The sequence below is a fragment of the Streptomyces sp. NPDC050806 genome (assembly GCF_055586425.1).
Window position 1 is genome coordinate 91,859 of the sequence record NZ_JBVJIF010000011.1, and the last position, 26,605, is coordinate 118,463.

The following is a 26,605-nucleotide window of genomic DNA, read 5'->3' on the forward strand; positions in this document are numbered from 1 at the left end:
AACTATGACCACCACTGTTGAGACGGCCACGGCGACGGGCCGCGTCGCGCGGGTCATCGGCCCGGTCGTCGACGTGGAGTTCCCCGTCGACGCGATGCCGGACATCTACAACGCGCTGACCGTCGAGGTCGACGACCCGGCCGAGGCCGGCGTCAAGAAGACGCTGACCCTTGAGGTCGCCCAGCACCTGGGCGACGGCATGGTCCGCGCGATCTCGATGCAGCCCACCGACGGTCTGGTCCGCCAGGCCGCGGTGACCGACACGGGCACGGGCATCACCGTCCCCGTCGGTGACGTCACCAAGGGCAAGGTGTTCAACACCCTCGGCGAGATCCTCAACAAGCCGGAGGCGGCTTCCGAGGTCACCGAGCGCTGGCCCATCCACCGCAAGGCCCCGACCTTCGACCAGCTCGAGTCCAAGACCGAGATGTTCGAGACCGGCGTCAAGGTCATCGACCTGCTGACCCCGTACGTCAAGGGCGGCAAGATCGGTCTGTTCGGTGGTGCCGGTGTCGGCAAGACCGTTCTGATCCAGGAAATGATCTACCGTGTGGCCAACAACCACGACGGTGTGTCGGTGTTCGCGGGCGTCGGTGAGCGTACCCGTGAGGGCAACGACCTCATCGAGGAGATGACGGACTCCGGCGTCATCGACAAGACCGCGCTGGTCTTCGGCCAGATGGACGAGCCCCCGGGCACCCGTCTGCGGGTCGCGCTGGCCGGTCTGACGATGGCGGAGTACTTCCGTGACGTCCAGAAGCAGGACGTCCTCTTCTTCATCGACAACATCTTCCGGTACACCCAGGCGGGTTCCGAGGTGTCCACCCTGCTGGGCCGCATGCCCTCCGCGGTGGGTTACCAGCCGAACCTGGCGGACGAGATGGGCCTCCTGCAGGAGCGCATCACCTCGACCCGTGGTCACTCGATCACCTCGATGCAGGCGATCTACGTCCCCGCTGACGACCTGACCGACCCGGCGCCGGCGACCACCTTCGCGCACCTGGACGCCACGACCGTTCTGTCGCGTCCGATCTCGGAGAAGGGCATCTACCCGGCGGTGGACCCGCTGGACTCGACGTCCCGCATCCTGGACCCGCGGTACATCACGCAGGAGCACTACGACTGCGCCTCCCGCGTGAAGACGATCCTGCAGAAGTACAAGGACCTGCAGGACATCATCGCGATTCTCGGTATCGACGAGCTGGGCGAGGAGGACAAGCTCGTTGTCCACCGTGCCCGTCGTGTCGAGCGCTTCCTGTCGCAGAACACCCACGTGGCGAAGCAGTTCACCGGTGTCGACGGTTCGGACGTGTCGCTGGACGAGTCCATCTCGGCGTTCAACGCGATCTGCGACGGTGAGTACGACCACTTCCCCGAGCAGGCGTTCTTCATGTGCGGCGGCATTGAGGACCTCAAGGCCAACGCCAAGGAGCTGGGCGTCTCCTGACCCCGGCTTCCGGTTCCGGGGGCGGCCGTGGCCGCCCCCGGCGCCGACGCCCACTAGTATTTGACCCGACATCTGCTGATCCCGGCAGGTGAAGACCCGAGGAGCCATCGTGGCTGAGCTGCACGTCGAGTTGGTCGCCGCGGACCGTCAGGTCTGGTCCGGCGAGGCCAGCCTGGTCGTCGCGCGCACCTCGTCGGGCGACATCGGCGTCATGCCCGGTCACCAGCCGCTGCTCGGCGTGCTGGAGTCCGGTCCGGTGACGATTCGTACGACCGGCGAGAGCGGCGACGGCACCGTCGTTGCCGCGGTGCACGGCGGCTTCATCTCGTTCGCCGACAACAAGCTTTCTCTGCTCGCGGAGATCGCCGAGCTGTCGGACGAGATCGATGTCCAGCGCGCGGAGCGGGCCTTGGAGCGGGCGAAGTCGGAGGCCGACGCGGCCGCCGAGCGCCGCGCCGATGTCCGGCTGCGTGCGGTGGCAGGCGTTCACTGAACCCTGTCACAGACGAGCTTTACCCTCAGCCGCGGGCTGCGCTGGAATTCTCCAGAGCGGTCCGCGGCTGAGCCGATGCAGGTGCGTAACCGTATTCGAGGCGAGGAGGTCGGTGGAGATGGTCCTCGCTCTGTGTGTGAGTGCCGCGGTCGTCGTCCTGGTACTACTGGGGCTCTTCGTCTTCGGACTGCGGCGGCGGCTGATCCAGCGGTCCGGCGGCACGTTCGACTGCAGTCTGCGCTGGGACGTGCCCGCCGCGGCGGCCGTCACGACGCCGGACGGCGAGCCCAGCGGCAAAGGCTGGATCTACGGCGTGGCCCGGTACAACGGTGACCGCGTCGAGTGGTTCCGGGTCTTCTCCTATGCGCCGCGCCCACGGCGCATCCTGGAGCGGGCCTCCATCGAGGTACTGGAGCGGCGCAGCCCGGAGGGCGAGGAGGAGCTGGCCCTGCTCTCCGACTCCATCGTCCTCGCCTGCCGGCATCGGGGCACGCGCCTGGAGCTGGCGATGAGCGAGGACGCGCTCACGGGCTTCCTCGCCTGGCTGGAGGCGGCACCACCCGGACAGAGAGTCAACGTGGCTTGACGACTGTCCGGGTTTTCTGTTTTCCGGGGGCCGCTCCTCCGGGGAATTCCCGGGAGGAGCTGCGGGCCCGGTCCTGCGTCAGGCGTGCTCGCGGCCGAGGCCCAGTTCCTGGGCGAGCACGGCGGCCTGTACGCGGCTGCGCAGCTCCAGCTTGTTCAGCACCCTGCTGACGTGCGTTTTCACCGTCGCCTCCGCCATGTCCAGGCGGGCCGCGACGGCCGCGTTGGACAGCCCTTCGCCCAGGCAGCCCAGCACCTCGCGCTCCCGTGGGGTGAGCACGTCGAGGACGGCGGTGTCCTGGGCGGCGGCTGCCGGACGCGGCGCCGCGAACTCCGCGATCAGCCGCCGGGTCACGGCGGGCGCGATGATCCCCTCGCCGGCCGCCACCGTACGGACCGCCGCCAGCAGCTCCGCCGCGTCGCTGGTCTTCAGCAGGAATCCGGCCGCGCCCGCGCGGAGCGCCCCGAAGACGTACTCGTCCAGGTCGAAGGTGGTCAGCACCAGGACGTCGGCCAGGCCCTGAGCGGTGATCTCGCGGGTGGCCGAGACGCCGTCCAGCCGGGGCATCTGGACGTCCATCAGCACCAGGTCCGGGCGGAGCCCGGCGGCCAGCCGGACCGCTTCCTCGCCGTCCGCCGCCTCCCCGGCCACCTCGATGTCGGGCGCCGAGCGCAGGATGAGGACCAGGCCCGCGCGGACGGCCGACTGGTCCTCGGCCACCAGGACCCGGATCGGACGGTCGGTACGGTCGGTCATCGGGGGTGCTCCTTCTCGTCGGCGGGCAGGGTCGCCCGTACGCGCCATACGTCTCCGTCGGGGGCCGCGTCGAACGTCCCGTGCAGCAGCGCGGCCCGCTCGCGCATGCCGACCAGTCCGGAGCCGGAGCCGGGCGCGCTCGGGCCGGGGCGCCGGCCGTAGGGACTGGTGACGGCGAGCGACAGGGCGCCGTCGGCGCGTTCGATGCGTACGGTCACCTCGCCGGGCGCCGCGTGCTTGAGCGCGTTCGTCACGGACTCCTGGACGATCCGGTACGCGGCCAGCTCCACCGGGGCCGCGAGCGCGGAACCGCCGGGCTGGCGTTCGTCGGCGAGGGTGAAGGTGAGGCCGCTGCCGGCGCCGTGGCCGCGGGCGCGCTCCAGGAGGGCGTCCAGGGCGTCGAGCCGGGGCGTGGCGGCCGGCGCGTCCTGGGCCCCGGCGTCCCGCAGGAGGCCGATGAGGCGGCGCATCTCCGCCAGGCCCTGCACGCTGTTCTCGCGGATGACGCCGAGCGCGTCGCCGGTCGCCGCGGGGTCGTCGAGGGACTGGGCGGCGGTGGCGTGGATGGCGATGGCCGAGAGGTGGTTGGCGACCATGTCGTGCAGCTCCCGGGCCATCCGGGCGCGCTCGGACAGGACGGCCTCCCGGCGGTCCAGCTCGGCCAGCAGCGCGGTCTGCTCGGCACGCAGCCGGGCGGCCTGGGCGGCCTCGCGGTGGCTGCGGATGATGACCGCGGTCCAGGCCGGGCCGATCGTGCCGACGCCGACCGCGACGCCGATGAGCAGCGCCTGCGGGTCGCGGAGCAGGGCGACGGGCAGCAGGGTGGCGAGGACGGTGACCAGGACGCAGGCGCGGGGGATGCGGCGGGCCGCGGCCGGGGTGCCGTACATGACGGCCGCGTAGATCACGTCGGTGAACATCAGCACGGTGGCGATCACCGTGCCGCTGAGCACGTCGAGGACCATCGCGGCCACGCCGACGGCCAGGGCCGTGCCGGGCGCGGTGCGGCGCAGCAGCTCGGCGCCGGACATCGCGGCGAGGGCGACCAGCGCGAGCTGCGCGGGCAGCAGGGGCGGGCCGCCGTGCAGTCCGAGGAACCACAGCAGTACGCCCCCGAGCAGGCCGGACACCGCGATGAGGACGTCGTCGCGGTGCGGGCGGCCGGGGGCGGTGAAGGGGCTCACCCTGCCATCCAACACGGCCGGGCCCGTCCGGGCCTCCCTACCGGCGACGATCCGCCGCCGGCGCCGCGTACATCGAAGGATGCAGTGCCGGATCGTCATGGGCGACGACGAATCGGGGGCGCGGGGCGCGGAGGCTGGAGGGGAGGGAGAGGAGCGAACCGTGATCGTGACGCTGGTCGTGCTGTGCGAGGTCGGGTTCTGGGTGCTGCTGGCCGCGGGGCTGGCGCTGCGCTATCTGGCGCGGATGCCGCGCACCGGGGCCGCGGTCCTGCTGATGGAGCCGCTGCTGGAGCTGGTGCTGCTCGTGGCGACGGTGATCGACCTGCGCAACGGTGCGCAGGCGGACTGGAAACACGGGCTGGCCGCGGTCTACATCGGCTTCACGGTCGCCTACGGCCACTACACGATCCGGTGGGCGGACGGGCAGTTCGCGTACCGCTTCGCGGGCGGGCCGAAGCCGCCGGGCGCCGGGTACGGCCGGGCGCGTGCGGTGCACGAGTGGAAGCTGTGGCTGCGCACGGTGGTGATGGGCGCGGTCGCGGCAGGGCTGCTCCAGGCGGCGGTCTGGTACGCGGGGGACGGCGACACCGCCTCGCTGCGGTCCTGGCAGGCCACGGCGGCCCGCATCGTGGGGATCCACGGGCTGATCGCCCTCACGTACACGATCTGGCCGAAGCAGCCGAAGAAGGGCGAGCGGGAGCCGGGGCCGGACGGGGCCGGGGACGGCGCGGGGGAGCGCCCCCGGTCCCTGTCCAAGCCCTGATCAGCGCTCGCCGCCCGGGACCCACAGCACGTCGCCGATCTCCTTGTTCGCCGTCCGGGCCAGGATGAAGAGCAGGTCGGAGAGGCGGTTGAGGTAGGTGGCGGTGAGCGTGTTCATGCTGCCATTTTTTTCACCGGCGCCGTGCACCTCCAGGGCGGCCCAGGTGGACCGCTCGGCCCGCCGGACGACCGTGCACGCCTGGTGCAGCAGGGCCGCGCCGGGCGTGCCGCCGGGCAGGATGAAGCTGCGGAGCTTCTCCAGCTGCTCCAGGAAGTGGTCGCAGTCCGCCTCCAGCTTGTCGATGTAGGCCTGCTCGACGCGCAGCGGCGGGAACTCCGGGTCCGCCACGACCGGCGTCGAGAGGTCGGCGCCCACGTCGAAGAGGTCGTTCTGGACGCGGACGAGGACCTTGACGACCTCCTCGGGGAGGCCGCCGAGGGCGATGGCGCTGCCGATGACGGCGTTGGCCTCGTTGGCGTCGGCGTAGGCCGCGATCCGCAGATCGGTCTTGGCGGTCCGGCTCATGTCGCCGAGGGCGGTGGTGCCCTGGTCGCCGGTACGGGTGTAGATGCGCGTCAGATTGACCATTCCGCCAGCGTAGTTATGCCCCGGCCCGGCGGAAGACACGTGTGCCGACCGTCACGGCGAGCGCGGCGAGGCCGAGCGCGACGAGGACGCCGTACAGCATGTGCGCGGTCGCGTACTGGCCCACGTACGCGTCCCGCACCGCGTCCACCAGATAGCGCAGCGGCATGAGGTGCGAGAGGGCGTCCAGCCAGCCGGGGCCCAGCGCCATGGGCAGCATCAGGCCGGAGAGCAGCATGGACGGCATGGTCAGGGCGTTGATGACCGGGCCGAACTCCTGCGGCGTACGGACCTTCAGGGCCAGCGCGTACGACAGTGACGCGAGCGAGACGACCAGCAGCGCGACGAAGCCGAAGCCGGTCAGGATGCCGCCCAGGGGCGCGCGCAGGCCCATGGCCAGGGCGACGAGGACCAGCAGCACCGTCTGGAAGACGAAGAGGAGGGTGTCGCGCAGTACCCGGCCGAGGAGCAGCGCGAGCCGGCTGACGGGGGTGACCCGCATCCGTTCCACCACCCCGTAGTTCTTCTCGATGATGATCGCGAAGCCGCAGAACGAGGCGCCGAACAGGGCGAGTTGAAGCAGCAGGCCGGGCACCAGCACCTGCCAGGAGCTGCCGGCGGAGCCGAGCGGCAGGCCGGTCAGCAGCGGCCCGAAGAAGAGCAGGTACAGCAGCGGCATCAGGACGCCGAAGAGGATCTGGAACTTCGAGCGCAGGGTCTGGCGGGCGTACCGCCCGAAGACCAGCGCGGTGTCGGAGAGCAGTGCGGACATCGGGTCGGGCTCCTCAGACGGAGAGGGGTGAGGCGTCCTCGGTGGTGACCGAGCGGCCGGTGAGGGCGAGGAAGGCGTCCTGGAGGGAGGCGGCGGCCGATCCGGCGTACCGCTCCTTGAGCGCGGGGGGCCGGCCCTCGGCGACGACGACGCCGTGGTCGACGACGATCAGCCGGTCGGCGAGCGCGTCGGCCTCGTCGAGGTAGTGCGTGGTCAGCACGACGGTGGTGCCGTGCTCGGCGCGGATCCGGCGGACCAGGTCCCACAGGTCGGCGCGGCTGCCGGGGTCCAGCCCGGTGGTCGGCTCGTCGAGGAAGAGCACCTCGGGCCGGTGGATGAGGCCCATGGCGAGGTCGAGCCGGCGCCGCTGGCCGCCCGAGAGCGCGGCGGACTTCCGGTCCAGCAGCCCTTCCAGGCCCAGGTCGGCGGCGAGTTCGGCGGCGCGCGCGGTGGCGTCGGCCTTGGCGAGCCGGTACAGCCGGCCCTGGGTGACCAGCTCCTCGCGTACCGACACGGACGGGTCGACGCCGCCGGACTGGGCGACGTACCCGGTCCGCTCGCGGACGCCCGCCGGGTCGCGGGCGAGGTCGCAGCCCGCGACGGTGGCGGTGCCGCCGGTGGGCGGCAGCAGCGTGGTGAGCATGCGCAGGGTCGTCGTCTTGCCGGCGCCGTTGGGGCCGAGCAGGCCGACGATCTCGCCGCGTTCGGCGGTGAGGTCGACGGAGCGGACCGCCTCGACGGGGCCGCGCTTGGTCGTGAAGGTCCGGGACAGGCCGGTGGCGGTGATGGCGGGCATGACGGCAAGAAAAGCAGAGTGGCCACAATTTTGCAATGGCCCCAAATTTTCAGACCATGCAAACGCGCCTAGGATGGGGCCATGAGCGAGGGGTCGAAGAAGGAAGGGCTGCGCGAGCGGAAGAAGCGGCAGACCCGGCAGTACCTGTCGGACGTCGCCACCGGGCTCTTCCTGGAGCGCGGCTTCGACGCGGTGACCGTCGCGGAGATCGCCGAGGCCTGCGAGGTCTCCGTGAACACCGTCTACAACTACTTCCCGGCCAAGGAGGACCTCTTCTTCGACCGCAGCAAGGGGGTCGTGGACCGGCTCTCGCGCTGGGTGCGGGCCCGGGGTGCCGGGGAGTCGGCCGCCGCCGCGGTGCTGCGCGAGCTGCGCGACGAGGTGGAGGCGGTCTCGCCGCGGGTGGGGCTGTTCGAGGGGTACGAGCGGTTCATGCGGGTGATCCACGGCTCGGCGGCCCTGAAGGCGCGGCTGTGGTACATCCAGCAGGAGACGGCCGAGCACCTGGAGCGCACGCTGTGCGAGGAGGTCGGCGCCGAGGAGGGGGACCTGCTGCCGGTCCTCGTGGCGGGACAGCTGAACTGGGCGCACGCGACGCTCATGGCCCACATCGGCCGCGAGATGACCGCGGGCCGCAAGGCGGCCGAGGTGTCCCGGGAGGCGCTGGCGCTGCTGGACGAGCTGGAGGACCTGCTCAGCGAACGGGTGCTCAACTACGCGGTGCGCGCGCCGGAGTGAGCCGGTCGCCACCGGCGGCGCGATGGGGTGCCGGGTGCCAGGCGTGGCGGGCGGGGGCCGTTCCGGTGTGATGTCCGTCATGTGAGACAGGACGCACTCGTCAGACCTCCCAACCGAGGCGAACGGGCGCTAACGTCGCCCGGGAGAAGTCGTGAAGTGCACAGCGTGTGAGGGGTCGTTCAGTGGCAAGGAAGCTCGCCGTCATCGGGGCCGGACTCATGGGTTCCGGCATCGCACAGGTCTCGGCCCAGGCCGGCTGGGACGTGACCCTCCGGGACGTCACCGACGGTGCGCTGGCCCGCGGCCGGAGCGGCATCGAGGCGTCGTACGAGAAGTTCGTCGCCAAGGGCAAGCTGGACGCGGCCGCCGCCGAGCAGGCGCTGGCCCGCATCACCACCACCACCGACCTGGAGGCGGCCGCCGACGCCGACATCGTCGTCGAGGCCGTCTTCGAGAAGATCGAGATCAAGCGGGAGATCTTCTCGACGCTGGACAAGCTGGTCCGGGAGGACGCCGTACTGGCCTCCAACACCTCCGCCATCCCGATCACCAAGATCGCGGCGGCCACCTCCCGCCCCGATCGGGTCGTGGGCGCGCACTTCTTCTCGCCGGTGCCGATGATGCAGCTGTGCGAGCTGGTGCGCGGTTACAAGACGAGCGACGAAACGCTCGCCGCCGCGCGGGAGTTCGCCGAGTCGGTCGGCAAGACCTGCATCGTCGTCAACCGCGATGTGGCCGGATTTGTCACCACCCGGCTCATCTCGGCGCTGGTCGTCGAGGCCGCCAAGCTCTACGAGTCCGGCGTGGCCACGGCCGAGGACATCGACACCGCCTGCAAGCTGGGCTTCGGTCACGCGATGGGCCCGCTGGCCACCGCCGACCTCACGGGCGTCGACATCCTCCTGCACGCCACCGAGAACATCTACACCGAATCGCAGGACGAGAAGTTCGCGCCGCCGGAGCTCATGCGCCGCATGGTGGACGCAGGCGATATCGGCCGCAAGAGCGGGCAGGGATTCTACGAGCACTGAGAAGTCCGGGCCCGACCACGGGCGCGGGCTCCGGAAGCCCGCGCCCCGGACCCCGGCACGGGAATGCCGGGATTCCCGCACGACCCGATGCCAACACCCGTTCAGCCGTCACTCGGCCGAGTGGTTTCGGTATCGGTTCGCTTACAGGCGGCAACTTCGTCGTGTGAGAGGCAGTCAGTTCTGTAGACGCAAAATACATTTCGCATCACGGGGAGCGCATATGCACATCAAGGGCGACCACGTCGAGCTGGTCGTCGGGGGCCGCCTCGACGTACGCAGCGCGGCGGACGCCCGTACGGCCCTGCACACCGCAGTCGACTCCGGTCGCGGTGACCTGGTCCTGGACCTGACCGAACTGGACTCCTGGGACGCCACCGGACTCGGCGTGATCATGGGCGCGCACCGCCGTGCGGGCCGGGTGAACCGCCGGCTCGTACTGCGCGGGGTGCCGCCCCAGATGCAGCGCCTGCTGGTGGCCACACGGTTGCATCGCATTCTCGCCATCGAGGGCGGCATCGAAGCGGAGTCGCTGCCCCGCGTCTGAGGACCGTGTGACCTGCGAGGAGCCGTACGGCCGCCGGGAAGTGAGAGGCGGAAGTGGTACATACCGCAGTGATCCTCGTGAATCCGTGACGTACCGGTCAGAGCAGGACCCCGGCGCATCATAGATACTGTCCGAGGCTTAATGTTCGGTTTCGTCGCGTCCCGGACGGCCGCGGCGGACACCGGACCAGGAGCGGCGGCCGGGGCGACCCGTCCCGGCCCGGTCGGGGAGTGCGGACGGCCGGGAGAGCAGTTCGGCACGCCACGCATCTGGGGGCTCGATTCCATGGATCCGCACAACGGCCGGCGGCCGGAGGAGCACGGCGCGCAGGAGCACCCTGCCGGCCGGCTCCCGTCCGGCACCGGAAGCCGGCAGTTCGTACCGCCGGACGGCCCGGCACGCACCGCCCGCCTGGTCGCCGGGGACTACCTGCTCACCGTCAACCCCGTCGACGGCAGCGAGATCGAGCCGACCCCGCCGGGCGAGGAGCCGGGCACGCCCCAGAAGCAGACGCCCAAGGAGCGCGCCGAGCGGACCCGGGCCACGAGCGCGCCACCGGTGCCGCCCGGCGGCCTCGCACACCCCGTGGACCGGCTCCCGCTGCTGGAGCGCCGGGAGGAGACCGAACGGCTGACCCGGCTGCTCACCCGCGGCCGCTCCGTACGCCTCACCGGCCCCGCCGGCGCCGGCCGCACGCGGCTGCTGGACGCCGTCGCCACCGCCTGCGCCGGCCTCGCGCCCGACGGCGTCGTCCGGCTCTCCGGGTACCGCCGTACGGCCACCGACGTGATGTACGACCTGTTCGCCGCCGTGCACCGCACGCCGACGTACCGCCCGGGCCGCCCCGAGCTGCTCACCGCGCTGGCCGGCATCGGCGCCGTGGTGATCGTGGACGACCTGGAGTTCGGCGGCGAGCCGCTGGAGGAGCTGCTGGCCGCCACCCCCGAGTGCGCCTTCCTGCTCTCGGCCACGCCCGACGTGCCCGCGCCCTCCGCCGCCTCGCACATCGAAGAGGTCTTCGTCTCCGGCCTCGGCCGCGCCGCCTGCCAGGAACTGCTGGAGCGCGCCGCCGGCCGGCCGCTCTCCGAGCAGGAGGCCGCCTGGGCGGGCGACCTCTGGTTCGAGTCCGAAGGGCTCCCGCTGCGCTTCCTGCAGGCCGGCGCGGTCCTGCGGCAGCGCGACCGGCTGCGCGCCGCGGCGCCCGCCGACGGTACGGCGGACGGCGGTGAGCCGGCCGACTCCGACGACGTACCGCCGCTGCCGGGCATCCCCCAGGCCGGCTCGTTCGCCACGCTCATCGCCGAGCGGCTGGCACCGGCGGCGCAGGACACGCTGCGGCTGGCCGTCGCCCTCGGCGGCGACCTCCCGCACCCCACCCACCTGCCCGCGCTGTTCAAGGACCCGCACGCCGACGCCGTCCTGGGCGACCTGCTGGCCTGCGGGCTCATCAGCCCCGCCGGCACCCACTACCGCCTCGCCGCGACCGTGCTGGACCAGCTCACCGCCGCCGGGTACGCCGAGGGCGCGGCCGGCCGCGCGCACGCCGCCGCCCAGCACTACTCCTGGTGGGCCGGACACCACTCCGTCGCCCCCGAGCGGGCCGCCGCCGAGGCCGACGCGCTGCTCGCCGCCATGGCCCGGCTGACCGCGAGCCGGGAGTCCGGGCACGCCAGCGCCGCCGTGCTGCTCGCCCGTACCGCGGCTCCCGCCTTCGCCGCCGCCCTGCAGTGGAACGCCTGGGAGCGCAGCCTCCGGCACGGCCAGGAGGCCGCCAGGATCGCCGGCGAGGTGGGCGAAGAGGCGTACTTCCACCACGAGTTGGGCGTCCTCGCGCTCTGCCTGGGCAACCTGGACAAGGCCCGCGCCGAACTGGAGGCGTCCATAGGACTGCGCGGCGCGCTCGCCGACCGGCGCGGCGCCGTCGCGGGGCGGCGCGCCCTCGCCCTGGTCGCCGACCGTACCGGTGTGCCCGTGTCGGCCGAGGTCACCGCGGCCGCGGTGACGGCGGCCGGCGAGGAGGTGCCGCTGGTCGGGACGGACGAGTCGGCCTCGCCGCCCGGGTCGCCGACCGCGATCACCACGCCCGTGCCGCGGGTGGACGAGACCGCGGCGACCGTGGTCGCCCCCGCCGTCACCGCCGCTCCGGCCCCGTCGGCCCCGGCGAAGCGGAAGCGAGCGGTCTTCTCCGGCGCGCGCCGCAACGTGGTCGCGGCCGGCGCGGGCGCCCTGCTGGCCGCCGTCCTCGGCACGATCGTCACGCTCGGCGCCACCTCCGGCGGCGACAGCCCCGCCGACAAGGTCAAGTCCGAGCAGTCGGCGGAGGAGGGCAAGGACGGCGGCGGCCTCACCGCCGACGAGCCGAGCCAGGGATCGAGCAGCGACTCCGGCCGCTGGAACAACGGCACCGGCGCCCGTACCGGCGAGCCCGCCGATTCCGGCGCCACCCGGCCCGGCGACCCCGCCACCAGCGGCGAGCCCGGCACCCCGGGCACCACCGAGCCGGGCGAGGAGCCCTCCGGCTCCACGGGGCCGACGACCTCGCCGGGCAAGCCGACGCCGCCCACGCACAGGCCGACCCACAGGCCCACCCAGAAGCCCACGCCGCCGACGAGCGAGCCCACCGAGCCGACGGAGGAGCCCACGCCGACGGAGGAGCCGACCACGCCGGATCCGACGGACGACCCGACCACCGGCGACTCGCAGAGCCCGTCGCAGACCGCGAGCAGCCCGATGAGCGAGGGCACCGGCGGCACCGCGTCGGGAGCGGGCGAGCCGACGGCCTGACGGTCTCTGCAACGACGCACGACGGCCCGCCCGCGTATCTCTCGCGGGCGGGCCGTCGCGTGCGTACGGGGGAGGGGCCGGGCCCTCAGAACAGCCGCAGCTTGTCGTCCTCGATACCGCGCAGCGCGTCGTAGTCCAGGACCACGCAGCCGATGCCGCGGTCGGTGGCCAGCACCCGGGCCTGCGGCTTGATCTCCTGCGCCGCGAACACGCCCTTCACCGGGGCGAGGTGCGGGTCGCGGTTGAGGAGTTCGAGGTAGCGGGTCAGCTGCTCGACACCGTCGATCTCGCCGCGCCGCTTGATCTCCACGGCGACGGTCGCACCGTCCGCATCCCGGCACAGGATGTCCACCGGGCCGATCGCGGTGGGGTATTCACGCCGAATCAGGGAGTAGCCCTCGCCGAGGGTGTCGATCCGGTCCGCGAGCAGCTCCTGAAGGTGCGCTTCCACGCCGTCCTTGATGAGCCCCGGGTCCACGCCCAGTTCGTGGGAGGAGTCGTGCATGATCTCCTCCATCGTGATGATCAGCTTCTCGCCCGCCTTGTTCTCCACGGTCCACACGTCGCTGTCGCCACCCTTGAGGGTGCACGGCGGGGACATCCAGTTCAGCGGTTTGTAGGCCCGGTCGTCAGCGTGGATGGAGACGCTGCCGTCTGCCTTGACCAGGATCAGACGGGGGGCGGAGGGCAGGTGGGCGGTGAGCCGGCCGGCGTAGTCCACGGAGCAACGGGCGATGACGAGACGCATGGTGCGCCACGCTACTCGACAGCGGGTGGTGCACGCGATTCGCCCGTACCGTCCGCCCGGGAGGCCCGGAAGGCGGCGGGTCCGGTACGCACGCGACGTTGCGGCCGAAACCGGCGCAGCTCCGGCGGACTCCCGTGGCCGGTTGTGTGCGCAATCTCCTGGTGCGGTCAAGAAAGGCGGAATACCGTTGACGCGGGGGGTCGTGACGCGGACACGCTGCGTGGCGATTCTCTGCCCTATCCCTGAGGCTCCGCCCCAATTGGAGCCGCGAGAGGAGAACCTCATGTCGCTCGACGTCTCACCGGCCCTCCTCGAACAGGCCGAGCGAGGCGAGGTCGACGAAGCCGCATTTGTCGACTGCGTCCGGACCTCTCTGCCCTATGCATGGGAGATGATCAGCACGCTGGTGGCCCGGCTGAAGGTGGACGGCGGACAGTTCGCCGACAACCAGACCCCGCCGCCCGACGAGCAGGCGCGCGGCCAACTGCTGCGAGCGCTGGCGAGTGACGCGATACGCGGGTCGCTTGAACGCCATTTCGGTGTGCGGCTGGCGTTCCAGAACTGCCACCGGGTCGCGGTCTTCCCGCTCGACTCGGCGGTGGACGACCGTCTGGCCCGCTTCACCTCCATGCGGGGCCAGTTGCTGAACCAGTCGCCCGAACTGCGCGACTGCTGATGGGAGTTGCCGCCGCCGCGTACGTGGGATGTGGCGCCTGACGTCAGTACGCAGCGGCGGCATCGGACGACGGTCCGCCGGCGGGGTCAACCGGCCCCGCCGGCGGGCGGTCCGTCCACCGGGCACATGAACGTTCTCTCCGGACCCCCCGGCCCCTGGGGTCTCTCGCCCGACCGCGCCCGGCGGCGCCCTCAGGGCAGTACCGGAAGGACCTCTTTGCCCAGCCGGCGGATGTTCTCCTCCGTCGTGGCGAGGTCGCCGGAGCCCTCGACCAGCAGGGCGTAGCGCCTGATCCCCGTCTTCTCCGCCGACGCGGCGAGCCGGTCGGCGCAGCTCTCCGGTGTCCCGACCGGATGGAGCCCGCACAGCAACTCGGTGTAGGCCAGCGGATCCCGCATGGCGCGGTGCCGGCCGTCGACCGTGACATGGGCCGCCAGCCCCTGGCGCAGCCAGCCGGGCATCGACTTCAGCAGGATCTCCGTGGCGTCCTGCCGGGTGTCGGCGATCTGCGCGATGCCCGCCGAGACATGCCCGACCGCGGCGACCTCGTCCGGATCCCGCCCCGCGGCCAGCGCCGTACGCCGCCAGCAGGCGACCATCTCGGCCTTTTCCTCGTCCGCCGCGTGCATCCCGAGCAGCATCGGCAGGCCGCGCTCGGCCGCGAGCCGCACGGACCCGGGAGAGGTGCAGGCCACCACCACCGGCGGGCCGTCCCGCCCGGCCGGCTCCTCCGCGGGCCGCGGCACCACCGCCACGTCCCGGAAGGCGTACCGCGCCCCGGCGGCCCCGACCCGCGGCTCGCGCAGCCAGCGCAGCAGCAGGTCCAGGGATTCCGGAAAGCCTTCCTCGTACGCCGCGAGGCCGGACCCGAAGACCTCCAGGTCCACCCACGGCCCGCCCCGCCCGACGCCGAGCGTGAACCGCCCGCCGGACGTCAGATGCAGCAGTGCCGCCTGCTCACCGACCGCGACCGGATGCGCCGTCGGCAGTACGCTGACGGCCGTGCCGACACCGATGCGGTGCGTACGCCCCAGCAGCTGCGCGGCCAGCGTCACCGCCGACGGGCAGATGCCGTACGGCACGAAATGATGCTCTGCCACCCAGACGTCGTCGAGCCCGGCCTCCTCGGCCACCTCGGCGGACCGGACGGCCCGATGCAGTGTCTCCCCCTCGCCCTGGCCCGGAAACTGGGCGGCCAGGATGAATGCCCCAACGCGCATCGCTCTTCTGCCTCCTCGCAGCCGACGCGACATCCCCCTTACAGGCAACAACGGCTGACACGTGCCAAAGGCACGGCTCCCGGCGAAGTTTCCTGATGATCGCAGCATTGCGACAGGGGACCCGGGACGCCGGCCCCGCACCGTAGTCTGGTAACAGGCCGTTACTCCCCCAGAGAAGTCCCGAGGTGCCCAGTGTCCCCCCGTCGAAACCGTCCACGCGGCGGTGAGAATCCCTCGGACCGCGTGGGCGGCAGCCGGTACGGACTGGAGAGTACGGCGGAGTGGCGCGGCGAGGAGTGGTACGTCCGCCACATCGGCGGGGGCGCGGCCGCCAAGCACTACCGCTGCCCGGGCTGTGACCAGGAGATCCCGCCCGGCGTGCCGCATGTGGTGGCCTGGCCGCAGCACAGCGACGGCGACGACCGCAGACACTGGCACAAGGCCTGCTGGAACGCGCGGGACCGCCGGAGCGCCCGGCTCCAGCGGTCCCGTAACGCGCCCCGATACTGACCCTCGGAGCGGCGCTTTCCGGCCTCCCGGCCGGTCCTTCCCGGTGCGGGCCTACACGTCCCGCTGGTTGAGCGCCACGAAGGCGCCGCCGAGGACGACGGCCGTCAGCCCCGTCATGATCCACAGCGGCTCCCAGCCCGACGGGCCGGACGAGGCCACGGCGTTGCTGTACATCACGCCGAGCTGGCTGGGGATGGAGTACTCGAACAGCCACTCCCGCAGGTCCGACAGGCTCTCCGCCATCATGAACAGCGCCAGCACCAGTGGCAGCAGCACCAGGCCGATCATGATGGTGATGGCGCCGGCGGAGTGCCGCAGCAGCGCGCCCACGGCCAGCGCGAGCAGCCCGATCATCGCGACGTAGAGGCTGACGCCGATCGTCGCCTTGAACCACTCGGAGCCGTCCGGCGTGGCGCCGCCCTGGCCGCTGAGCATGCCGGTCAGCAGCAGCGCCACCACCGCCGTGGTCACGGCGGTGACCACGAAGGACAGCAGGAAGAAGACGATCGCCTTCGCCGCGAGCACCCGCGCCCGGCTGGGGCATGCGGTCAGCGTCGTACGGATCATGCCGGTGCCGTACTCGGAGGAGACGCACAGCACACCCAGCGTGATCACGCACATCAGGCCGAGCAGCATGCCGAACATGCCGAAGCCCAGCGGCGACTCGCTGCCCAGGTTCGTGCCGCTCGCGGAGATGCCGATGCCGGTGAGCGCGCCGATGCCGACGACGAGGAGGATCATCACGCCGAGCGTCCACACCGTGGAGCGGACCGACTTGATCTTCGTCCACTCCGAGGCCAGCGCGTGGCCGAGGTGGGCCCGCCGCACCGGAATGGGGGAGACGTAGCCGGACCCGGGCAGCTGCGACTGCGGGGGACCGGCGGCGTGCTGCCCGGGCTGCGGCTGCGGTGGGGTGGGGACCGGAGCCTGCTGGGGGTGCTGGTACTGCTGCGGCGGGGCCTGGGGAGGCTGCTGGCCCTGCGGCTGAGGCTGAGGCTGCGCCTGCGGCTGGGCGCCCCGCGCCCCGACGGCGTTCAGCATCATCGTGCCCTCGTCCTGACGGGGCGGTACGTCCTGGCGCGGCTGCTGCGGCTGCTGCTGCGGCTGCTCGGGGGTGGTCATCGGGCGTCCTCGCTGTGCTGCTGGGTCGGATCGGCGGGGGCGGCGTGCGGCGGCCCGGCAGGGGCCTGGGGCTGAGGCTGGGCCTGCGGCGGCGCTCCGTACGGGCCGGGCACGGGCGCGCCCTGCGGGGGCGCACCGGCGAAGGGGCCGGGCTGCCCGTACGGCCCCGGCATACCGGCCTGCGGCGGCATACCGGCCTGCGGCCCGGGCTGTCCGGCGTACGGGCCACCCGCGTACCCCTGCGGCGGCATACCGGGCGGCTGTGCGACCGCCTGCGGCGGCACCGCACCGTGCGGGACCTGCGGCGGCATCGCCGAGCGGTAGTCCACGGCGCTCTGCGTCAGCTGCATGTACGCCTCCTCCAGGGAGGCCTGGTGCGGCGAGAGCTCCCACAGCCGGACGCCGGCCTCGTGCGCCAGATCGCTGATCTGCGGCAGCGCCAGCCCGGTCACGCGCAGCGCGCCGTCCGGCTCGGGCGCGACCTGGCCGCCCGCCCCGCCCAGCGCGGCGGTCAGCTTCTCGGCCTGGCCGGGCTCGGTGTCCGGGGTGCGGACCCGCGCGAAGCCGGTGGAGTTGGCCGCGATGAAGTCCTTGACGTTCATGTCGGCGAGCAGCTGGCCGCGGCCGATCACGATCAGGTGCTCGGCGGTCAGCGCCATCTCGCTCATCAGGTGCGAGGAGACGAAGACCGTACGGCCCTCCGAGGCCAGCTGCTTCATCAGGTTGCGGACCCAGAGGATGCCGTCCGGGTCCAGGCCGTTGACCGGCTCGTCGAAGAGGAGCACCTGCGGGTCGCCGAGCATCGCGGAGGCGATGCCGAGGCGCTGCCCCATGCCCAGCGAGAAGCCCTTGGACCGCTTCTTGGCCACGTCCTGCAGGCCGACCAGGCCGAGCACCTCGTCCACCCGGCGGGGCGGGATCCCGGCGAGCTGGGCCAGCGACAGCAGGTGCTGGCGGGCGCTGCGGCCGCCGTGCACGGCCTTGGCGTCGAGCAGCGCGCCGACCTGGCGGGGCGCGTTCGGCAGCTTGCGGAAGGGGTGGCCGCCGATCGTCACGTGCCCGGCCGTCGGGGTGTCCAGCCCCAGGATCATGCGCATCGTGGTGGACTTCCCGGACCCGTTGGGCCCCAGGAAGCCGGTGACGGTGCCCGGCCGTACCTGGAACGACAGGTTGTGCACGGCCGTCTTGGCGCCGTAGCGCTTCGTCAGGCCGACTGCCTCGATCATTCTCCGCCCCTCGCGAGATGGTGTGGGGCACGGCATGCCGAAGTGACCTCATGCCCCCGTGAGGGTTAGGAGGTTATCGAGCCATTGACGGTTCCACTCAATCCCCGCGTGTCGGTGACCCACGAAGTCCCGCGCCGCCCCCGATGGGCGGAAGATCGTCGTACGTCAGGACCTCCGCGTCGTCGTCCACGTATGGGGTGAACTCCGGCTGCGGCACCACCCGGCCCTCCGCCCGGAAGACCTGCCGGGCCGCGGCGCGCACCGCCCCGTCCGCCGAGGCCCGCTTCACCCACGCCCGCGGGTCGGGGCCCAGGAGCCGCCGCAGCGCCGCCGAGCCGGCCAGCAGCGCGGCGAGCAGCGCCGGCTGCGCCTCGGCGGGCCGCGGCCGGCCGTCCGGCCCGGCCAGCACGCCGTACCGGCTGACGTAGAGGTACGCGCCGCCCAGCCGCTCCCCGGAGGGCAGCGTCATCGGGAAGCGGTCGCCGGACAGCAGGATCCGGTGGTAGCGGGCCTCGGTGGCGTCCACGACCGCCAGCTGCGCGGCGTCCAGCCACCCCGCCACCAGCGTCACCTCGGAGTGCGGGTCGGCGAAGGGCGCGGCGGCCACGTAGCCCGGCGTCCCGACGTGCGCGGAGCTGCCCACGCCGATACCCCCGACCCGTACCGGGACCATCGGCACGGCCACCGGCACCTCGGTCCGGGTGAGCTTGTAGGCGATCTGGGCGGGGGAGGCGTTGGAGCCGACGGCGAGGACGGGGTGGCGCCGCCCGGTGAGCGGCAGGCCGCGGGTGCGCAGGACGTCGTCGAGCGTGCGGTCGGGGTCCGGGCCGAGGCGCCAGCCGCCGACCCGGTGCCGGCCGGGGACGGCGGTGAGCGGCAGCAGCGCCTCGCCGTCCAGGAGGGCGGGCGCCGCGACCGGGCGTCCCGGGTAGCTGAGCGGTTCCAGGGCCGGTACGGCGCCGAGGCCGGCGGCCCGTACCGACGTCATGCGTCCCGCTTCTTGAGCAGGAGGTAGCCGCCGGCCAGCGCGGCGATCACCCACAGGGCCATGATGCCGAGCCCGCCCCACGGCCCGTACGGCACGTCGTCGGTGAGCACCACCTTCATGATCCGCTGGCCCGCCTGGTCGGGGAGGTAGCGGCCGATCTTCCGGGTGGCCGAGACGGTGCCCAGGATGTTGGAGATCAGGAAGAAGAACGGCATGAGGATGCCCAGCGAGAGCATCGGGCTGCGCAGCATCGAGGCCACGCCCATGGAGAACACCGCGATCAGCGTCATGTAGAGCGCGCCGCCGAAGACCGCGCGCAGCACGCCCGGGTCGCCCAGCGCCACGCGCAGGTCGGGTCCGAGCATGGCCTGGCCGATGAAGAAGGCGAGGAAGGCGGTCACCAGCGACACGACGAAGGCGAGCACCGTGGCCACGACGATCTTGCTGGTGAGGAAGGTGGCGCGCTGCGGCACGGCGGCGAGCGAGGTACGGATCATGCCCGTGCTGTACTCGTTGGAGACCACCAGCACCCCGAAGACGATCATCGCGAGCTGGCCCAGCCCCATCCCGGCGAAGGCCGTGTTGGTCGGGTCGAACGTCAGCCGCTCGCGGGCCGGCATGGACCCGAAGTCGTTCTTGACGAGCAGGCAGATCAGCGCGCCCAGCGCGACCGTGACGACCACGGCGATGCCCAGCGTCCACACCGTGGAGCGCACCGACCTGATCTTGGTCCATTCCGAACCGATGACCTGGGAGACCACCGCCATCGTCAGCGCCCCTTCTTCCGGCGCCAGTCCTCGCCCCAGCCGGGCGCGGGGCCCGCCTGCGGGGCCGCACCCGTCCCCGGGCCCGCACCCGCCCCGGGGGCCGCTCCCGACGGACCCGCCGGGGCCGCCGGGTCCGTCGTTCCCGAGTGCGCGTGGTACTCCACCGACTCCGCGGTGAGCTGCATGAACGCCTCCTCCAGTGACGCCTGCTGCGGGCTGAGTTCGTGGAGGACGAGGCCGTGCCCGGCGGCCAGCTCGCCCAGGTGGTCGGCGCTCACCCCGTCGATCTCCAGCGCTCCGTCCGCCGCCGGTACGGCGCTGTGCCCGGCCTCCGCCAGCACGTCCCGCAGCCGCTCGTGCTCGGGCGAGCGCATCCTGACGTAGCTGCGCGAGTTGCGCCGGATGAAGTCGGCCATGGAGGTGTCGGCGAGCAGCCGGCCCTGCCCGATGACGACCAGGTGGTCGGCGGTCAGCGCCATCTCGCTCATCAGGTGCGAGGAGACGAAGACCGTACGGCCCTGGGACGCCAGGCTCTTCATGAGGTTGCGGATCCAGTGGATGCCTTCGGGGTCGAGACCGTTGACCGGCTCGTCGAACATCAGGATCCGCGGGTCGCCGAGCAGCGCGGCGGCGATGCCGAGCCGCTGTCCCATGCCGAGCGAGAACCCCTTGGCGCGCTTCTTGGCGACCGCGGTCAGGCCCACCGTGTCCAGCGCCTGGTGGACGCGGGCGCGCGGAATGCCGTTGCTCTGCGCCAGGCAGAGCAGGTGGTGGTAGGCGCTGCGGCCGCCGTGCATCGCCTTGGCGTCCAGCAGGGCACCTACGTACTTGAGCGGGTCCTTCAGCTGCCGGTAGTGCTTGCCGTCGATGCGGGACGTGCCGGCGGTGGGGTTGTCCAGGCCGAGCATCATCCGCATGGTGGTCGACTTCCCGGCGCCGTTGGGGCCGAGAAAGCCGGTGATGATGCCGGGCCGGACGGTGAAGGTCAGCCGGTCGACGGCAAGCTTCTCGCCGTACCGCTTCGTCAGCCCTTCAATCTCGATCATGTGTCCACGCTAGGCGCGGTAGCGCTCCTCCGCCGCCTGGATACACCCGATCCAGCCTGTCCTGGGGGCACGTCCCAGCGGCAGCTGGCACCTCCCAGCGGCAGCTGGGGGAGGTTGAGGACGAGCGGCCGCCAGGCCGCGATACGGCCCGCGGCACGAGACCCGCACTCGTACGAGCCGCCGCACCCGGACACACGTCCGCCCCGCGCCGCGGAACACGGCACGGGGCGGACGGTCGGCGCTACGCCGCGTCAGCGGCCCTGCTGGGCCGGCACACCGCGGGACGAGTCCTCCTCGCCCGGGTTGCCGGCGGCGGCCACCGCGGCACCGGTCAGCGTCGCGAGCATCTCGCGGACGTTGGTCAGCTGGGCGTTGATGGAGTCGCGGCGGTTCGTCAGCGCCGCCAGCTCGCGCTCGGATTCGCTGCGGATACGGTCCGCCTTGGCGTTCGCGTCGGCCACGATGTCCTCGGCCTGGCGCTGCGCGGTCTCCACCGTCTGGCGGGCCCGGCGCTCCGCGTCCGTCCGCAGCTTCTCGGCCTCCAGGCGGAGCTGCTCGGCGCGGTGCTCGATCTCGGCGAGGCGCTTCTCGGCCTTGGCCTGACGCGAGGCGAGGTCGCGCTCGGACTGCTCGCGGCGCTTGGCGAGGTTCGTCTCGAAGTCGGCCGCGGCCTGGGCGGCCTTCGCGCGGGTCTCCTCGAAGAGGGAGTCCGCCTCCTCGCGCTTGGACTGCGCGTCCTTCTGCGCGTCGGACCGCAGCGTCTGCGCCTCGCCCTTCGCCTTCTCGACGATCCGGGCGCCCTCGTCCTCCGCCTTGGCCTTGCGCTCGGCGGCGAATGCCTCGGCGTCGTTACGGACCTGCTGGGCGGCCGACTCGGCCAGCTCGCGGTGCTGCTCGGCGGCCCGGCGCGCTTCCTCGCGCAGGTCCTTGGCCTCCTCCTCGGCGAGACGGAGGATCTTCTCGACCCGGGCACCGAGGCCCGCGTAGGACGGCTCGGCGTCGTTTACCTGGGCCTGGGCGTTCTGCGTTTCGAGATGGAGCTCCTCGATGCGCTTTTCCAGCGAGGTGATACGGGCCAGCGCGCTGTCGCGGTCGGCGACGAGCTTCGTAATGCGGTCGTCGACCTGACCGCGGTCGTACCCACGCCGCACGAGCTCGAAACCGAAGGGGGAGGAAGTGTCGCTCATGGGGTTCCTGTCGAAAGAGACCGGTGAGGTGATAAGGGGAATCCTAGGGGCCCGAGCGGCGTGTCATCGAGTCATTGACCGTTTGAAGTGGAGAATGACCCCTCATTTGAGTGGCTAACCATCAGACTGCTTGCCACCCGAACGAGTTGCCCCCGCGCCCGCCGCCGCCTTGACGCCCCCCGAACCGGAACCCTGCGACGAGCCTCCCTTACCGCCGCCGCCGGCGCCACCCGGCGTCTCGAACGACTCCAGCGCTTCCAGGACATCCTGGACCCGCGAGATCTCGGTGTTGATGTCCTCCCGGCGGCGGACCAGCACCTCCAGCTCGCGCTTCCCGTCGTCCACGATCCGCTGGGCCTCCTGCTCGGCCTCGGTACGCAGCGCCTCGGCCTCCCGTACGGCCTGCGCCTTCTTCTGCTCGGCCTCCTTGATCAGGCCCTCGGCCTTCTTCACCGCCGCGATGCGGACCTTGCTGGCCTCGCTGCTCGCGTCCGACAGCGTCTCCTTGGCCTGCTCCTCGGCCTCCACGCGCTGCGCCTCGGCCTGCGCGATGAGCTTGTCGACGCGCTCGCCCGCCGACTTCATCGCCTCGGCCGACTCCCGGCGGGCCCGCTCGTGCAGCTCCTCGACCTCGGCCTCGATACGGGCCCGCAGCTCCTCGGCGCGCTCCCGGATCGCGGTCGCGTCCCCGCGCGCCTCGCTGAGCAGCGTGTCGGCGTCCGTACGGGACTTCTCCACCCGGGCGTTGCCGTCCGCCGTGGCCTCCGCGACGAGCCGCTCGGCCTCCTTGCGGGCCACGCCGACCATCGTGTCGGCCTGCTCCTCGGCCGCGGTGGCCGCCTTCAGCGCCTCCTCCTGCGCCTTGGCGACCAGCTGGTCCGCCTGCTCGGCGGCGTCCGCACGGCGCTTGGCCGCGTCCTTGCGCGCCTCGTCCAGAGTGCGCTCGGCCTCCTCCAGCGCGTCGTTGCGGAACCGCTCGGCCTCGGCCTCCGCCTCCGCCTTGACCTGGTCCGCCTCGGTCCGCGTGCGCTGCGCGTGCTGCTGCGCCGAGCTGACCGTTTCCGCGGCCTCGGCCCGCATCCGGTCCGCGTCGGCCGAAGCCTCGGCGAGCATCCGGTCGGCCTGCTCGCGGGCGTCGGCCCGGGCCCGGTCCGCCTCCCGCTCCGCCGTCGCGGTGGCCTCCGCCGCCTCCGTGCGCAGCCGTTCGGCCTCGGTACCGGCCTCCGAGATCAGGTTGTCCGCCTGCTCGGCCGCGTCGGCACGGCGCTTGGCCGCGTCCTGGCGTGCCTCGTCCGCCGTCCGCTCGGCCTCCGTGCGGGCGTTCTCCAGCGTCTCGGCGGCCTCCGAACGCAGCCGCTCGGCCTGCGCCGTGGCGTCCGCGACGAGCCGCTCGGCCTGCTCGCCGGCCTCGGCCCGCAGCCGGTCGGCCGTCTCCTGGCCCTCGCGCACCGAACGGTCGGCGTCCGCCTGGGCCGACGAGGTCAGCTCGGTGGCCTCGTTGACGATCCGCTCGGCCTCCGTACGGGCCTCGGCGATCAGCCGGTCCGCCTGCTCCGCGGCCTCCGACCGCATCCGGTTGGCGTCCTCGCGGGCCTCGGCACGGGCGCGCGCCGCGTCCTGCTCGGCGGCGGCCAGCGCGTCCGAGGCGTTCGTCCGCAGCTGCTGCGCCTTCTCGGTGGCGTCCGCGACCAGCTTCTCGGCCTGCGCGGTGGCCTCGTTCAGCAGCTCGTCCGCCTGCTGCGCGGCCTCGCTGCGGCGCCGGTTGGCCTCCTCGCGCGCCTCGTCCAGCGCGCCGTTCGCCTCCGCGCGCAGCCGCTCGGCCTCGGCACCCGCCTCGGTGACCGTCCGCTCGGCCTCCCGCTGGGCCTCGCCCAGCAGTTCGTCGGCCTGTTCGGCGGCCTCGGCGCGGCGCTGGTTCGCGGCCTCGCGCGCCTCGTCCAGCGCGCCGTTGGCCTCCGCGCGCAGCCGCTCCGCCTCGGCGATGGCCTCCGCAACCGTACGCTCGGCAAGGGACTTGGCGGCCTCGGCCTCGACCTGGGCGTCCTGCCGTACCCGGCCGGCGTCCTGCGAGGCGCGCTCGCGCTCGTCGTAGGCGTCGGAGCGGACCCGGTCCGCCTCCTGCTGCGCCTCCTCCTTCGTGCGCGCCGCCGCGTGCTCGGCGGCCGACCGCAGTCCGGCGATCTCCTCCTCGGCCTGCTCGTGCAGCCCGGCGACCGCGTCCCGCACCTGCTGCGCGGTCTGCTCGGCGGTGGCGACCAGCTCCTCGGCGCGCCGGTCCGCCTCCTCCACCAGCCGCTCGGCCTCGGTCTGCGCCTCGGAGACCCGCGCGCGGGCCGTGGCCAGCAGCTCCTCGCTCTGCTCGCGGGCCGCCGTGCGCTCCTGGTGGGCCTCCTCGCGGGCCTCGCCCAGCTGCTGCTCGGCCTCCCGGCGGCGGCGGGCCGCCTCCTCCTGCGCGGCGGCCAGCGCCTCGGCGGCCTCCGTGCCCGTACGCTCGGCGGCCGCCGCGGCCTCCGCGCGCACCCGGTCGGCGGTCTCCTGCGCCTCCGCCTTCAGCCGCTCGGCCTCGGTGGCGGCCTCGCTGTGCAGCCGGGCCGCGGTGGCCTCGGCCTCGGCGCGCGCCTCGGCGGCGTCCGAGGCTGCCTCGGCGCGCAGCCGCTCGGCCTCCTCCTCGGCCTGCTGCTCCTTCTCCCGGCGGCGCTCGGCGGACTCCGCCTTCAGCCGCGCGGTCTCCTCCTGGGCCTCCTTGCGGAGCCCCTCGGCCTCCTCGCGGGCCTCGCGCAGCGCCGTCTCGGCCGCGGCGACCCGCTCCTCCGCCTCGGAGTGCAGCCGGTCCAGCTCGGCCTGGGCCAGCTCGCGGCGCTCGTCCGCGCTGCGCTCGGCCTCGGCCCGCAGTTCGGCGGCGGCCTCCTCGGCCTCGGTACGGGTGGCGGCCGCGGCCTCCTCGGCCGCGGCGTGCAGGTCCTCGGCCTCCTGGCGGGCCTGGTCCAGGGCTTCTTCGGCCTGCGTACGCAGCTGTGCGGTGCGCTCGGCGGTCTCGGCGCGCAGCCGCTCGCTGTCCGCCGTGGCGCCCGAACGGGTCTCCTCGGCGTCCGACTTGGCCTTGGCCAGCAGCTCCTCGGCGGTGGCCGCGGCCTCCTCGATCTGCTGCACGGCCTCGCGGCGCGCCTCGCCGCGGATCCGCTCGCCCTCGTCGACCGCCTCGGCCCGCAGCTGCTCGGCCTCGCCGCGCAGCCGGCGCGCCTCCTCCTGCAGCTCGACGGTCTTGGCGCGGTACTCCTTGGTGTCGTCCTTGGCGGCGCCCTTGAGCTGCTGGGCGGTCTCGTGCGCCTCCTCGCGCAGCCGGTCCGCCTCGGTCTCGGCCTCCTTGCGGATCCGCTCGGCCTCCTCGGAGGCGGCCCTGGTGGTGGCCTTGGCATCCTCCGACGCCTTGCTGACCATCTCCTCGGCGCTCCGCGCGGCCTTCGCCAGCTGCGCCGCGGAGTCCTCGGCGGCCTTGGCGCGGGCGGCCTCCTGGGCCTCCGAGACCAGCCGCTCGGCCTCCGCCTTGGCGTCGGCGCGCAGCTGCTCGGCCTCGGCCTTGAGGGCCTCGGTCTCCTTGGTGGCCTCGCCGACCAGCCGGGCGATCTCCTGCTTGGCCGTACGGGTGCGCTGCTCGTTCTCCGACTCCGACGCGGTCAGCCGCTTGGCGGCCTCGGCCTCGGCCTCCTCGACGAGCTTCTCGGCCCGGGCGCGCGCCTCGCGCAGCGCCGTGTCGGCCTCCTGCATCCGCTCCTCGGCGGTGCGGGTCAGCTCGGCGCTGCGGCGGCGGGCCTCCTCGGACTCGCCCGCCGTGGAGGTACGCAGCTGTTCGGCCTGGTCGGTGGCCTCCTGGGCCTGGGTGGAGGCGGCGTTCAGGAGACGCTCGGCGTCCGTGCGGGCGCGGCGCAGGATCGCGTCGGCCTCCGCGCGGGCCTGCTCGGCCTCGGCGCCCAGCCGCTCGCGGGCCTGCTCGGCCAGCCGCTGGGCCTCGGCGCGGGCGTGCGAGAGCGACTGCTCGGCCTCGGCTCTGGACTCGTCCATGAGCCGGCGGGCCTGCGACTCCGTACGGGCGCGCAGCTGCTCGGCCCAGGCGACGTTCTCGTTGACGTGGCTCTCGACGGTGGCCCGGCGCTCGTTCAGCTCCTCGTCCAGCCGGCGGCGGCGCTCCACCGCCTCGGTGTGCAGCTCGGCTTCCAGCTGTGACTGGCGCTCGGCCTGCTCCTGGAGGAGGCGCTGCGTCTGGGCCCGTGCCTCGCGCAGCTCGCGCTCGGCGTCCGCACGCAGCTGATCGGCCTGGATCTGCGCATTGCGCAGCAGTTGCTCGGCCTGGGCGCTGACGTTGTCGTACGCCGGACGCGTCATGAGGGTACGGCGTGCCTCGTGCAGCTTGGCACGCAGAACTTCGACCTGATACCCGAGGTCGTCGGCATGCTGGACGGCCTTGTCCCGCTCCGTCTTCAGCCGCTCCATCTCGGCCTCGAACTGCGAGAGGTGATCGTCAGCCTCGTAGCGGTCGTTGCCCCGCACTGCGCGGTCCCATCCGTCCCCTGGTCATGGTGGCGGCCGGCTCCGTCGTGCGTGGAGCTGACCCTTCCGAAGAAATGGTGTCAGATCATCG

24 protein-coding genes are annotated in these 26,605 nt (G+C 72.9%); 10 read left to right on the forward strand and 14 right to left on the reverse strand.

The genetic code is table 11. From position 1 onward, the window contains the following. Positions 1 to 4: 4 nt before the first annotated feature. The 3 genes from atpD to ACZ6WH_RS32080 all read left to right on the forward strand — a co-directional run bounded on the left by atpD (position 5) and on the right by ACZ6WH_RS32080 (position 2,526). Positions 5 to 1,447 (forward strand): F0F1 ATP synthase subunit beta, encoded by a 1,443-nt coding sequence (atpD, locus tag ACZ6WH_RS32070; RefSeq protein ID WP_432858835.1) that lies wholly within the window; start codon positions 5 to 7, stop codon positions 1,445 to 1,447. Between the two features lie 109 nt (positions 1,448 to 1,556). Next, positions 1,557 to 1,940 carry a F0F1 ATP synthase subunit epsilon gene (locus ACZ6WH_RS32075; protein WP_030258514.1) on the forward strand — a complete coding sequence of 128 codons (384 nt, stop codon included), beginning with the start codon at positions 1,557 to 1,559 and terminating at the stop codon, positions 1,938 to 1,940. A 118-nt stretch (positions 1,941 to 2,058) separates the two neighbouring features. Next, positions 2,059 to 2,526, forward strand: coding sequence for a DUF2550 domain-containing protein (locus ACZ6WH_RS32080; RefSeq protein WP_052865207.1), 468 nt, complete (start codon positions 2,059 to 2,061; stop codon positions 2,524 to 2,526). 78 nt (positions 2,527 to 2,604) lie between these two features. Here ACZ6WH_RS32080 and ACZ6WH_RS32085 read toward each other — a convergent pair whose 3' ends face one another. Together ACZ6WH_RS32085 and ACZ6WH_RS32090 are read right to left on the reverse strand one after the other, a co-directional pair. Further along, entirely contained in the window at positions 2,605 to 3,282 is a 678-nt protein-coding gene (locus tag ACZ6WH_RS32085) for a response regulator (RefSeq protein WP_469732834.1), read from the reverse strand. After that, the gene (locus ACZ6WH_RS32090) at positions 3,279 to 4,466 is read right to left on the reverse strand and encodes a sensor histidine kinase (protein ID WP_469732836.1); all 1,188 of its coding nucleotides are present in this window, start codon (positions 4,464 to 4,466) and stop codon (positions 3,279 to 3,281) included. Before ACZ6WH_RS32090 ends, ACZ6WH_RS32085 begins: the two co-directional genes overlap by 4 nt. Before the next feature lie 160 nt (positions 4,467 to 4,626). Between ACZ6WH_RS32090 and ACZ6WH_RS32095 the strand changes: the two genes are divergently transcribed. After that, positions 4,627 to 5,229 carry a hypothetical protein gene (locus tag ACZ6WH_RS32095; RefSeq protein ID WP_469732838.1) on the forward strand — a complete coding sequence of 201 codons (603 nt, stop codon included), beginning with the start codon at positions 4,627 to 4,629 and terminating at the stop codon, positions 5,227 to 5,229. Here the strand turns inward: ACZ6WH_RS32095 and ACZ6WH_RS32100 are convergent, their stop codons facing one another. The 3 genes from ACZ6WH_RS32100 to ACZ6WH_RS32110 are packed head-to-tail and all read right to left on the reverse strand — an operon-like array spanning position 5,230 to position 7,382. Further along, complete coding sequence (locus ACZ6WH_RS32100; protein WP_469732840.1) at positions 5,230 to 5,817, reverse strand: cob(I)yrinic acid a,c-diamide adenosyltransferase; 588 nt, start codon at positions 5,815 to 5,817, stop codon at positions 5,230 to 5,232. A 13-nt stretch (positions 5,818 to 5,830) separates the two neighbouring features. Beyond that, on the reverse strand, positions 5,831 to 6,586 hold the full coding sequence (locus tag ACZ6WH_RS32105; RefSeq protein WP_469732842.1) for an ABC transporter permease: 756 nt from the start codon (positions 6,584 to 6,586) through the stop codon (positions 5,831 to 5,833). 13 nt (positions 6,587 to 6,599) lie between these two features. Continuing rightward, positions 6,600 to 7,382, reverse strand: coding sequence for an ABC transporter ATP-binding protein (locus ACZ6WH_RS32110; protein ID WP_469732843.1), 783 nt, complete (start codon positions 7,380 to 7,382; stop codon positions 6,600 to 6,602). A gap of 81 nt (positions 7,383 to 7,463) precedes the next feature. Here ACZ6WH_RS32110 and ACZ6WH_RS32115 point away from each other — a divergent pair, with 81 nt between their 5' ends. The 4 genes from ACZ6WH_RS32115 to ACZ6WH_RS32130 all read left to right on the forward strand — a co-directional run bounded on the left by ACZ6WH_RS32115 (position 7,464) and on the right by ACZ6WH_RS32130 (position 12,479). Further along, a complete protein-coding gene (locus ACZ6WH_RS32115; RefSeq protein ID WP_469732844.1) occupies positions 7,464 to 8,120 on the forward strand; it encodes a TetR/AcrR family transcriptional regulator in 657 nt (218 codons plus the stop codon). A 182-nt stretch (positions 8,121 to 8,302) separates the two neighbouring features. Then, the gene (locus ACZ6WH_RS32120; RefSeq protein WP_469732846.1) at positions 8,303 to 9,151 is read left to right on the forward strand and encodes a 3-hydroxyacyl-CoA dehydrogenase family protein; all 849 of its coding nucleotides are present in this window, start codon (positions 8,303 to 8,305) and stop codon (positions 9,149 to 9,151) included. A 220-nt stretch (positions 9,152 to 9,371) separates the two neighbouring features. Further along, positions 9,372 to 9,695, forward strand: coding sequence for an STAS domain-containing protein (locus ACZ6WH_RS32125; RefSeq protein ID WP_469732848.1), 324 nt, complete (start codon positions 9,372 to 9,374; stop codon positions 9,693 to 9,695). Positions 9,696 to 9,980: 285 nt separating this feature from the next. After that, the gene (locus ACZ6WH_RS32130) at positions 9,981 to 12,479 is read left to right on the forward strand and encodes an ATP-binding protein (protein ID WP_469732850.1); all 2,499 of its coding nucleotides are present in this window, start codon (positions 9,981 to 9,983) and stop codon (positions 12,477 to 12,479) included. 85 nt (positions 12,480 to 12,564) lie between these two features. On the opposite strand, the gene nucS is transcribed toward ACZ6WH_RS32130, so the two are convergent. Beyond that, on the reverse strand, positions 12,565 to 13,227 hold the full coding sequence (gene nucS / locus ACZ6WH_RS32135) for an endonuclease NucS (protein WP_361555700.1): 663 nt from the start codon (positions 13,225 to 13,227) through the stop codon (positions 12,565 to 12,567). Between the two features lie 283 nt (positions 13,228 to 13,510). Here nucS and ACZ6WH_RS32140 point away from each other — a divergent pair, with 283 nt between their 5' ends. Beyond that, positions 13,511 to 13,903, forward strand: coding sequence for an SCO5389 family protein (locus ACZ6WH_RS32140; RefSeq protein ID WP_469732852.1), 393 nt, complete (start codon positions 13,511 to 13,513; stop codon positions 13,901 to 13,903). A 191-nt stretch (positions 13,904 to 14,094) separates the two neighbouring features. Here the strand turns inward: ACZ6WH_RS32140 and ACZ6WH_RS32145 are convergent, their stop codons facing one another. After that, positions 14,095 to 15,123 (reverse strand): LLM class flavin-dependent oxidoreductase, encoded by a 1,029-nt coding sequence (locus ACZ6WH_RS32145; RefSeq protein WP_469732854.1) that lies wholly within the window; start codon positions 15,121 to 15,123, stop codon positions 14,095 to 14,097. Positions 15,124 to 15,315: 192 nt separating this feature from the next. On the opposite strand from ACZ6WH_RS32145, the gene ACZ6WH_RS32150 reads away from it, so the two are divergent. Continuing rightward, positions 15,316 to 15,633, forward strand: a complete 318-nt coding sequence (locus ACZ6WH_RS32150; RefSeq protein WP_361555709.1) for an ATP/GTP-binding protein — start codon at positions 15,316 to 15,318, stop codon at positions 15,631 to 15,633. A 51-nt stretch (positions 15,634 to 15,684) separates the two neighbouring features. Here the strand turns inward: ACZ6WH_RS32150 and ACZ6WH_RS32155 are convergent, their stop codons facing one another. The 7 genes from ACZ6WH_RS32155 to scy form a co-directional block, all read right to left on the reverse strand. After that, on the reverse strand, positions 15,685 to 16,755 hold the full coding sequence (locus ACZ6WH_RS32155) for an ABC transporter permease (protein WP_469732857.1): 1,071 nt from the start codon (positions 16,753 to 16,755) through the stop codon (positions 15,685 to 15,687). Further along, entirely contained in the window at positions 16,752 to 17,981 is a 1,230-nt protein-coding gene (locus tag ACZ6WH_RS32160) for an ABC transporter ATP-binding protein (protein ID WP_469732858.1), read from the reverse strand. Before ACZ6WH_RS32160 ends, ACZ6WH_RS32155 begins: the two co-directional genes overlap by 4 nt. Positions 17,982 to 18,078: 97 nt before the next feature. After that, entirely contained in the window at positions 18,079 to 18,969 is an 891-nt protein-coding gene (locus tag ACZ6WH_RS32165; RefSeq protein WP_469732860.1) for a hypothetical protein, read from the reverse strand. Further along, positions 18,966 to 19,736 (reverse strand): ABC transporter permease, encoded by a 771-nt coding sequence (locus ACZ6WH_RS32170; protein WP_432864709.1) that lies wholly within the window; start codon positions 19,734 to 19,736, stop codon positions 18,966 to 18,968. Before ACZ6WH_RS32170 ends, ACZ6WH_RS32165 begins: the two co-directional genes overlap by 4 nt. Before the next feature lie 2 nt (positions 19,737 to 19,738). After that, the gene (locus ACZ6WH_RS32175; protein WP_469732863.1) at positions 19,739 to 20,782 is read right to left on the reverse strand and encodes an ABC transporter ATP-binding protein; all 1,044 of its coding nucleotides are present in this window, start codon (positions 20,780 to 20,782) and stop codon (positions 19,739 to 19,741) included. Positions 20,783 to 21,033: 251 nt separating this feature from the next. Beyond that, complete coding sequence (locus ACZ6WH_RS32180) at positions 21,034 to 21,969, reverse strand: coiled-coil domain-containing protein (protein ID WP_361555727.1); 936 nt, start codon at positions 21,967 to 21,969, stop codon at positions 21,034 to 21,036. A 114-nt stretch (positions 21,970 to 22,083) separates the two neighbouring features. Continuing rightward, a complete protein-coding gene (gene scy / locus ACZ6WH_RS32185; RefSeq protein WP_469732865.1) occupies positions 22,084 to 26,514 on the reverse strand; it encodes a polarized growth protein Scy in 4,431 nt (1,476 codons plus the stop codon). Between the last annotated feature and the right edge of the window lie 91 nt (positions 26,515 to 26,605).

What these genes read in the sequence shown, in the direction of transcription:
- ACZ6WH_RS32100 (WP_469732840.1), bottom strand. Translation starts at nt 5,817, where the DNA reads ATGGTCAATCTGACGCGCATCTACACCCGTACCGGCGACCAGGGCACC.
- ACZ6WH_RS32080 (WP_052865207.1), top strand. Translation starts at nt 2,059, where the DNA reads ATGGTCCTCGCTCTGTGTGTGAGTGCCGCGGTCGTCGTCCTGGTACTA.
- ACZ6WH_RS32130 (WP_469732850.1), top strand. Translation starts at nt 9,981, where the DNA reads ATGGATCCGCACAACGGCCGGCGGCCGGAGGAGCACGGCGCGCAGGAG.
- ACZ6WH_RS32110 (WP_469732843.1), bottom strand. Translation starts at nt 7,382, where the DNA reads ATGCCCGCCATCACCGCCACCGGCCTGTCCCGGACCTTCACGACCAAG.
- ACZ6WH_RS32180 (WP_361555727.1), bottom strand. Translation starts at nt 21,969, where the DNA reads ATGAGCGACACTTCCTCCCCCTTCGGTTTCGAGCTCGTGCGGCGTGGG.
- ACZ6WH_RS32085 (WP_469732834.1), bottom strand. Translation starts at nt 3,282, where the DNA reads ATGACCGACCGTACCGACCGTCCGATCCGGGTCCTGGTGGCCGAGGAC.
- ACZ6WH_RS32125 (WP_469732848.1), top strand. Translation starts at nt 9,372, where the DNA reads ATGCACATCAAGGGCGACCACGTCGAGCTGGTCGTCGGGGGCCGCCTC.
- ACZ6WH_RS32140 (WP_469732852.1), top strand. Translation starts at nt 13,511, where the DNA reads ATGTCGCTCGACGTCTCACCGGCCCTCCTCGAACAGGCCGAGCGAGGC.
- ACZ6WH_RS32105 (WP_469732842.1), bottom strand. Translation starts at nt 6,586, where the DNA reads ATGTCCGCACTGCTCTCCGACACCGCGCTGGTCTTCGGGCGGTACGCC.
- ACZ6WH_RS32170 (WP_432864709.1), bottom strand. Translation starts at nt 19,736, where the DNA reads ATGGCGGTGGTCTCCCAGGTCATCGGTTCGGAATGGACCAAGATCAGG.
- ACZ6WH_RS32145 (WP_469732854.1), bottom strand. Translation starts at nt 15,123, where the DNA reads ATGCGCGTTGGGGCATTCATCCTGGCCGCCCAGTTTCCGGGCCAGGGC.
- ACZ6WH_RS32155 (WP_469732857.1), bottom strand. Translation starts at nt 16,755, where the DNA reads ATGACCACCCCCGAGCAGCCGCAGCAGCAGCCGCAGCAGCCGCGCCAG.
- ACZ6WH_RS32175 (WP_469732863.1), bottom strand. Translation starts at nt 20,782, where the DNA reads ATGATCGAGATTGAAGGGCTGACGAAGCGGTACGGCGAGAAGCTTGCC.
- ACZ6WH_RS32160 (WP_469732858.1), bottom strand. Translation starts at nt 17,981, where the DNA reads ATGATCGAGGCAGTCGGCCTGACGAAGCGCTACGGCGCCAAGACGGCC.
- ACZ6WH_RS32115 (WP_469732844.1), top strand. Translation starts at nt 7,464, where the DNA reads ATGAGCGAGGGGTCGAAGAAGGAAGGGCTGCGCGAGCGGAAGAAGCGG.
- ACZ6WH_RS32165 (WP_469732860.1), bottom strand. Translation starts at nt 18,969, where the DNA reads ATGACGTCGGTACGGGCCGCCGGCCTCGGCGCCGTACCGGCCCTGGAA.
- nucS (WP_361555700.1), bottom strand. Translation starts at nt 13,227, where the DNA reads ATGCGTCTCGTCATCGCCCGTTGCTCCGTGGACTACGCCGGCCGGCTC.
- atpD (WP_432858835.1), top strand. Translation starts at nt 5, where the DNA reads ATGACCACCACTGTTGAGACGGCCACGGCGACGGGCCGCGTCGCGCGG.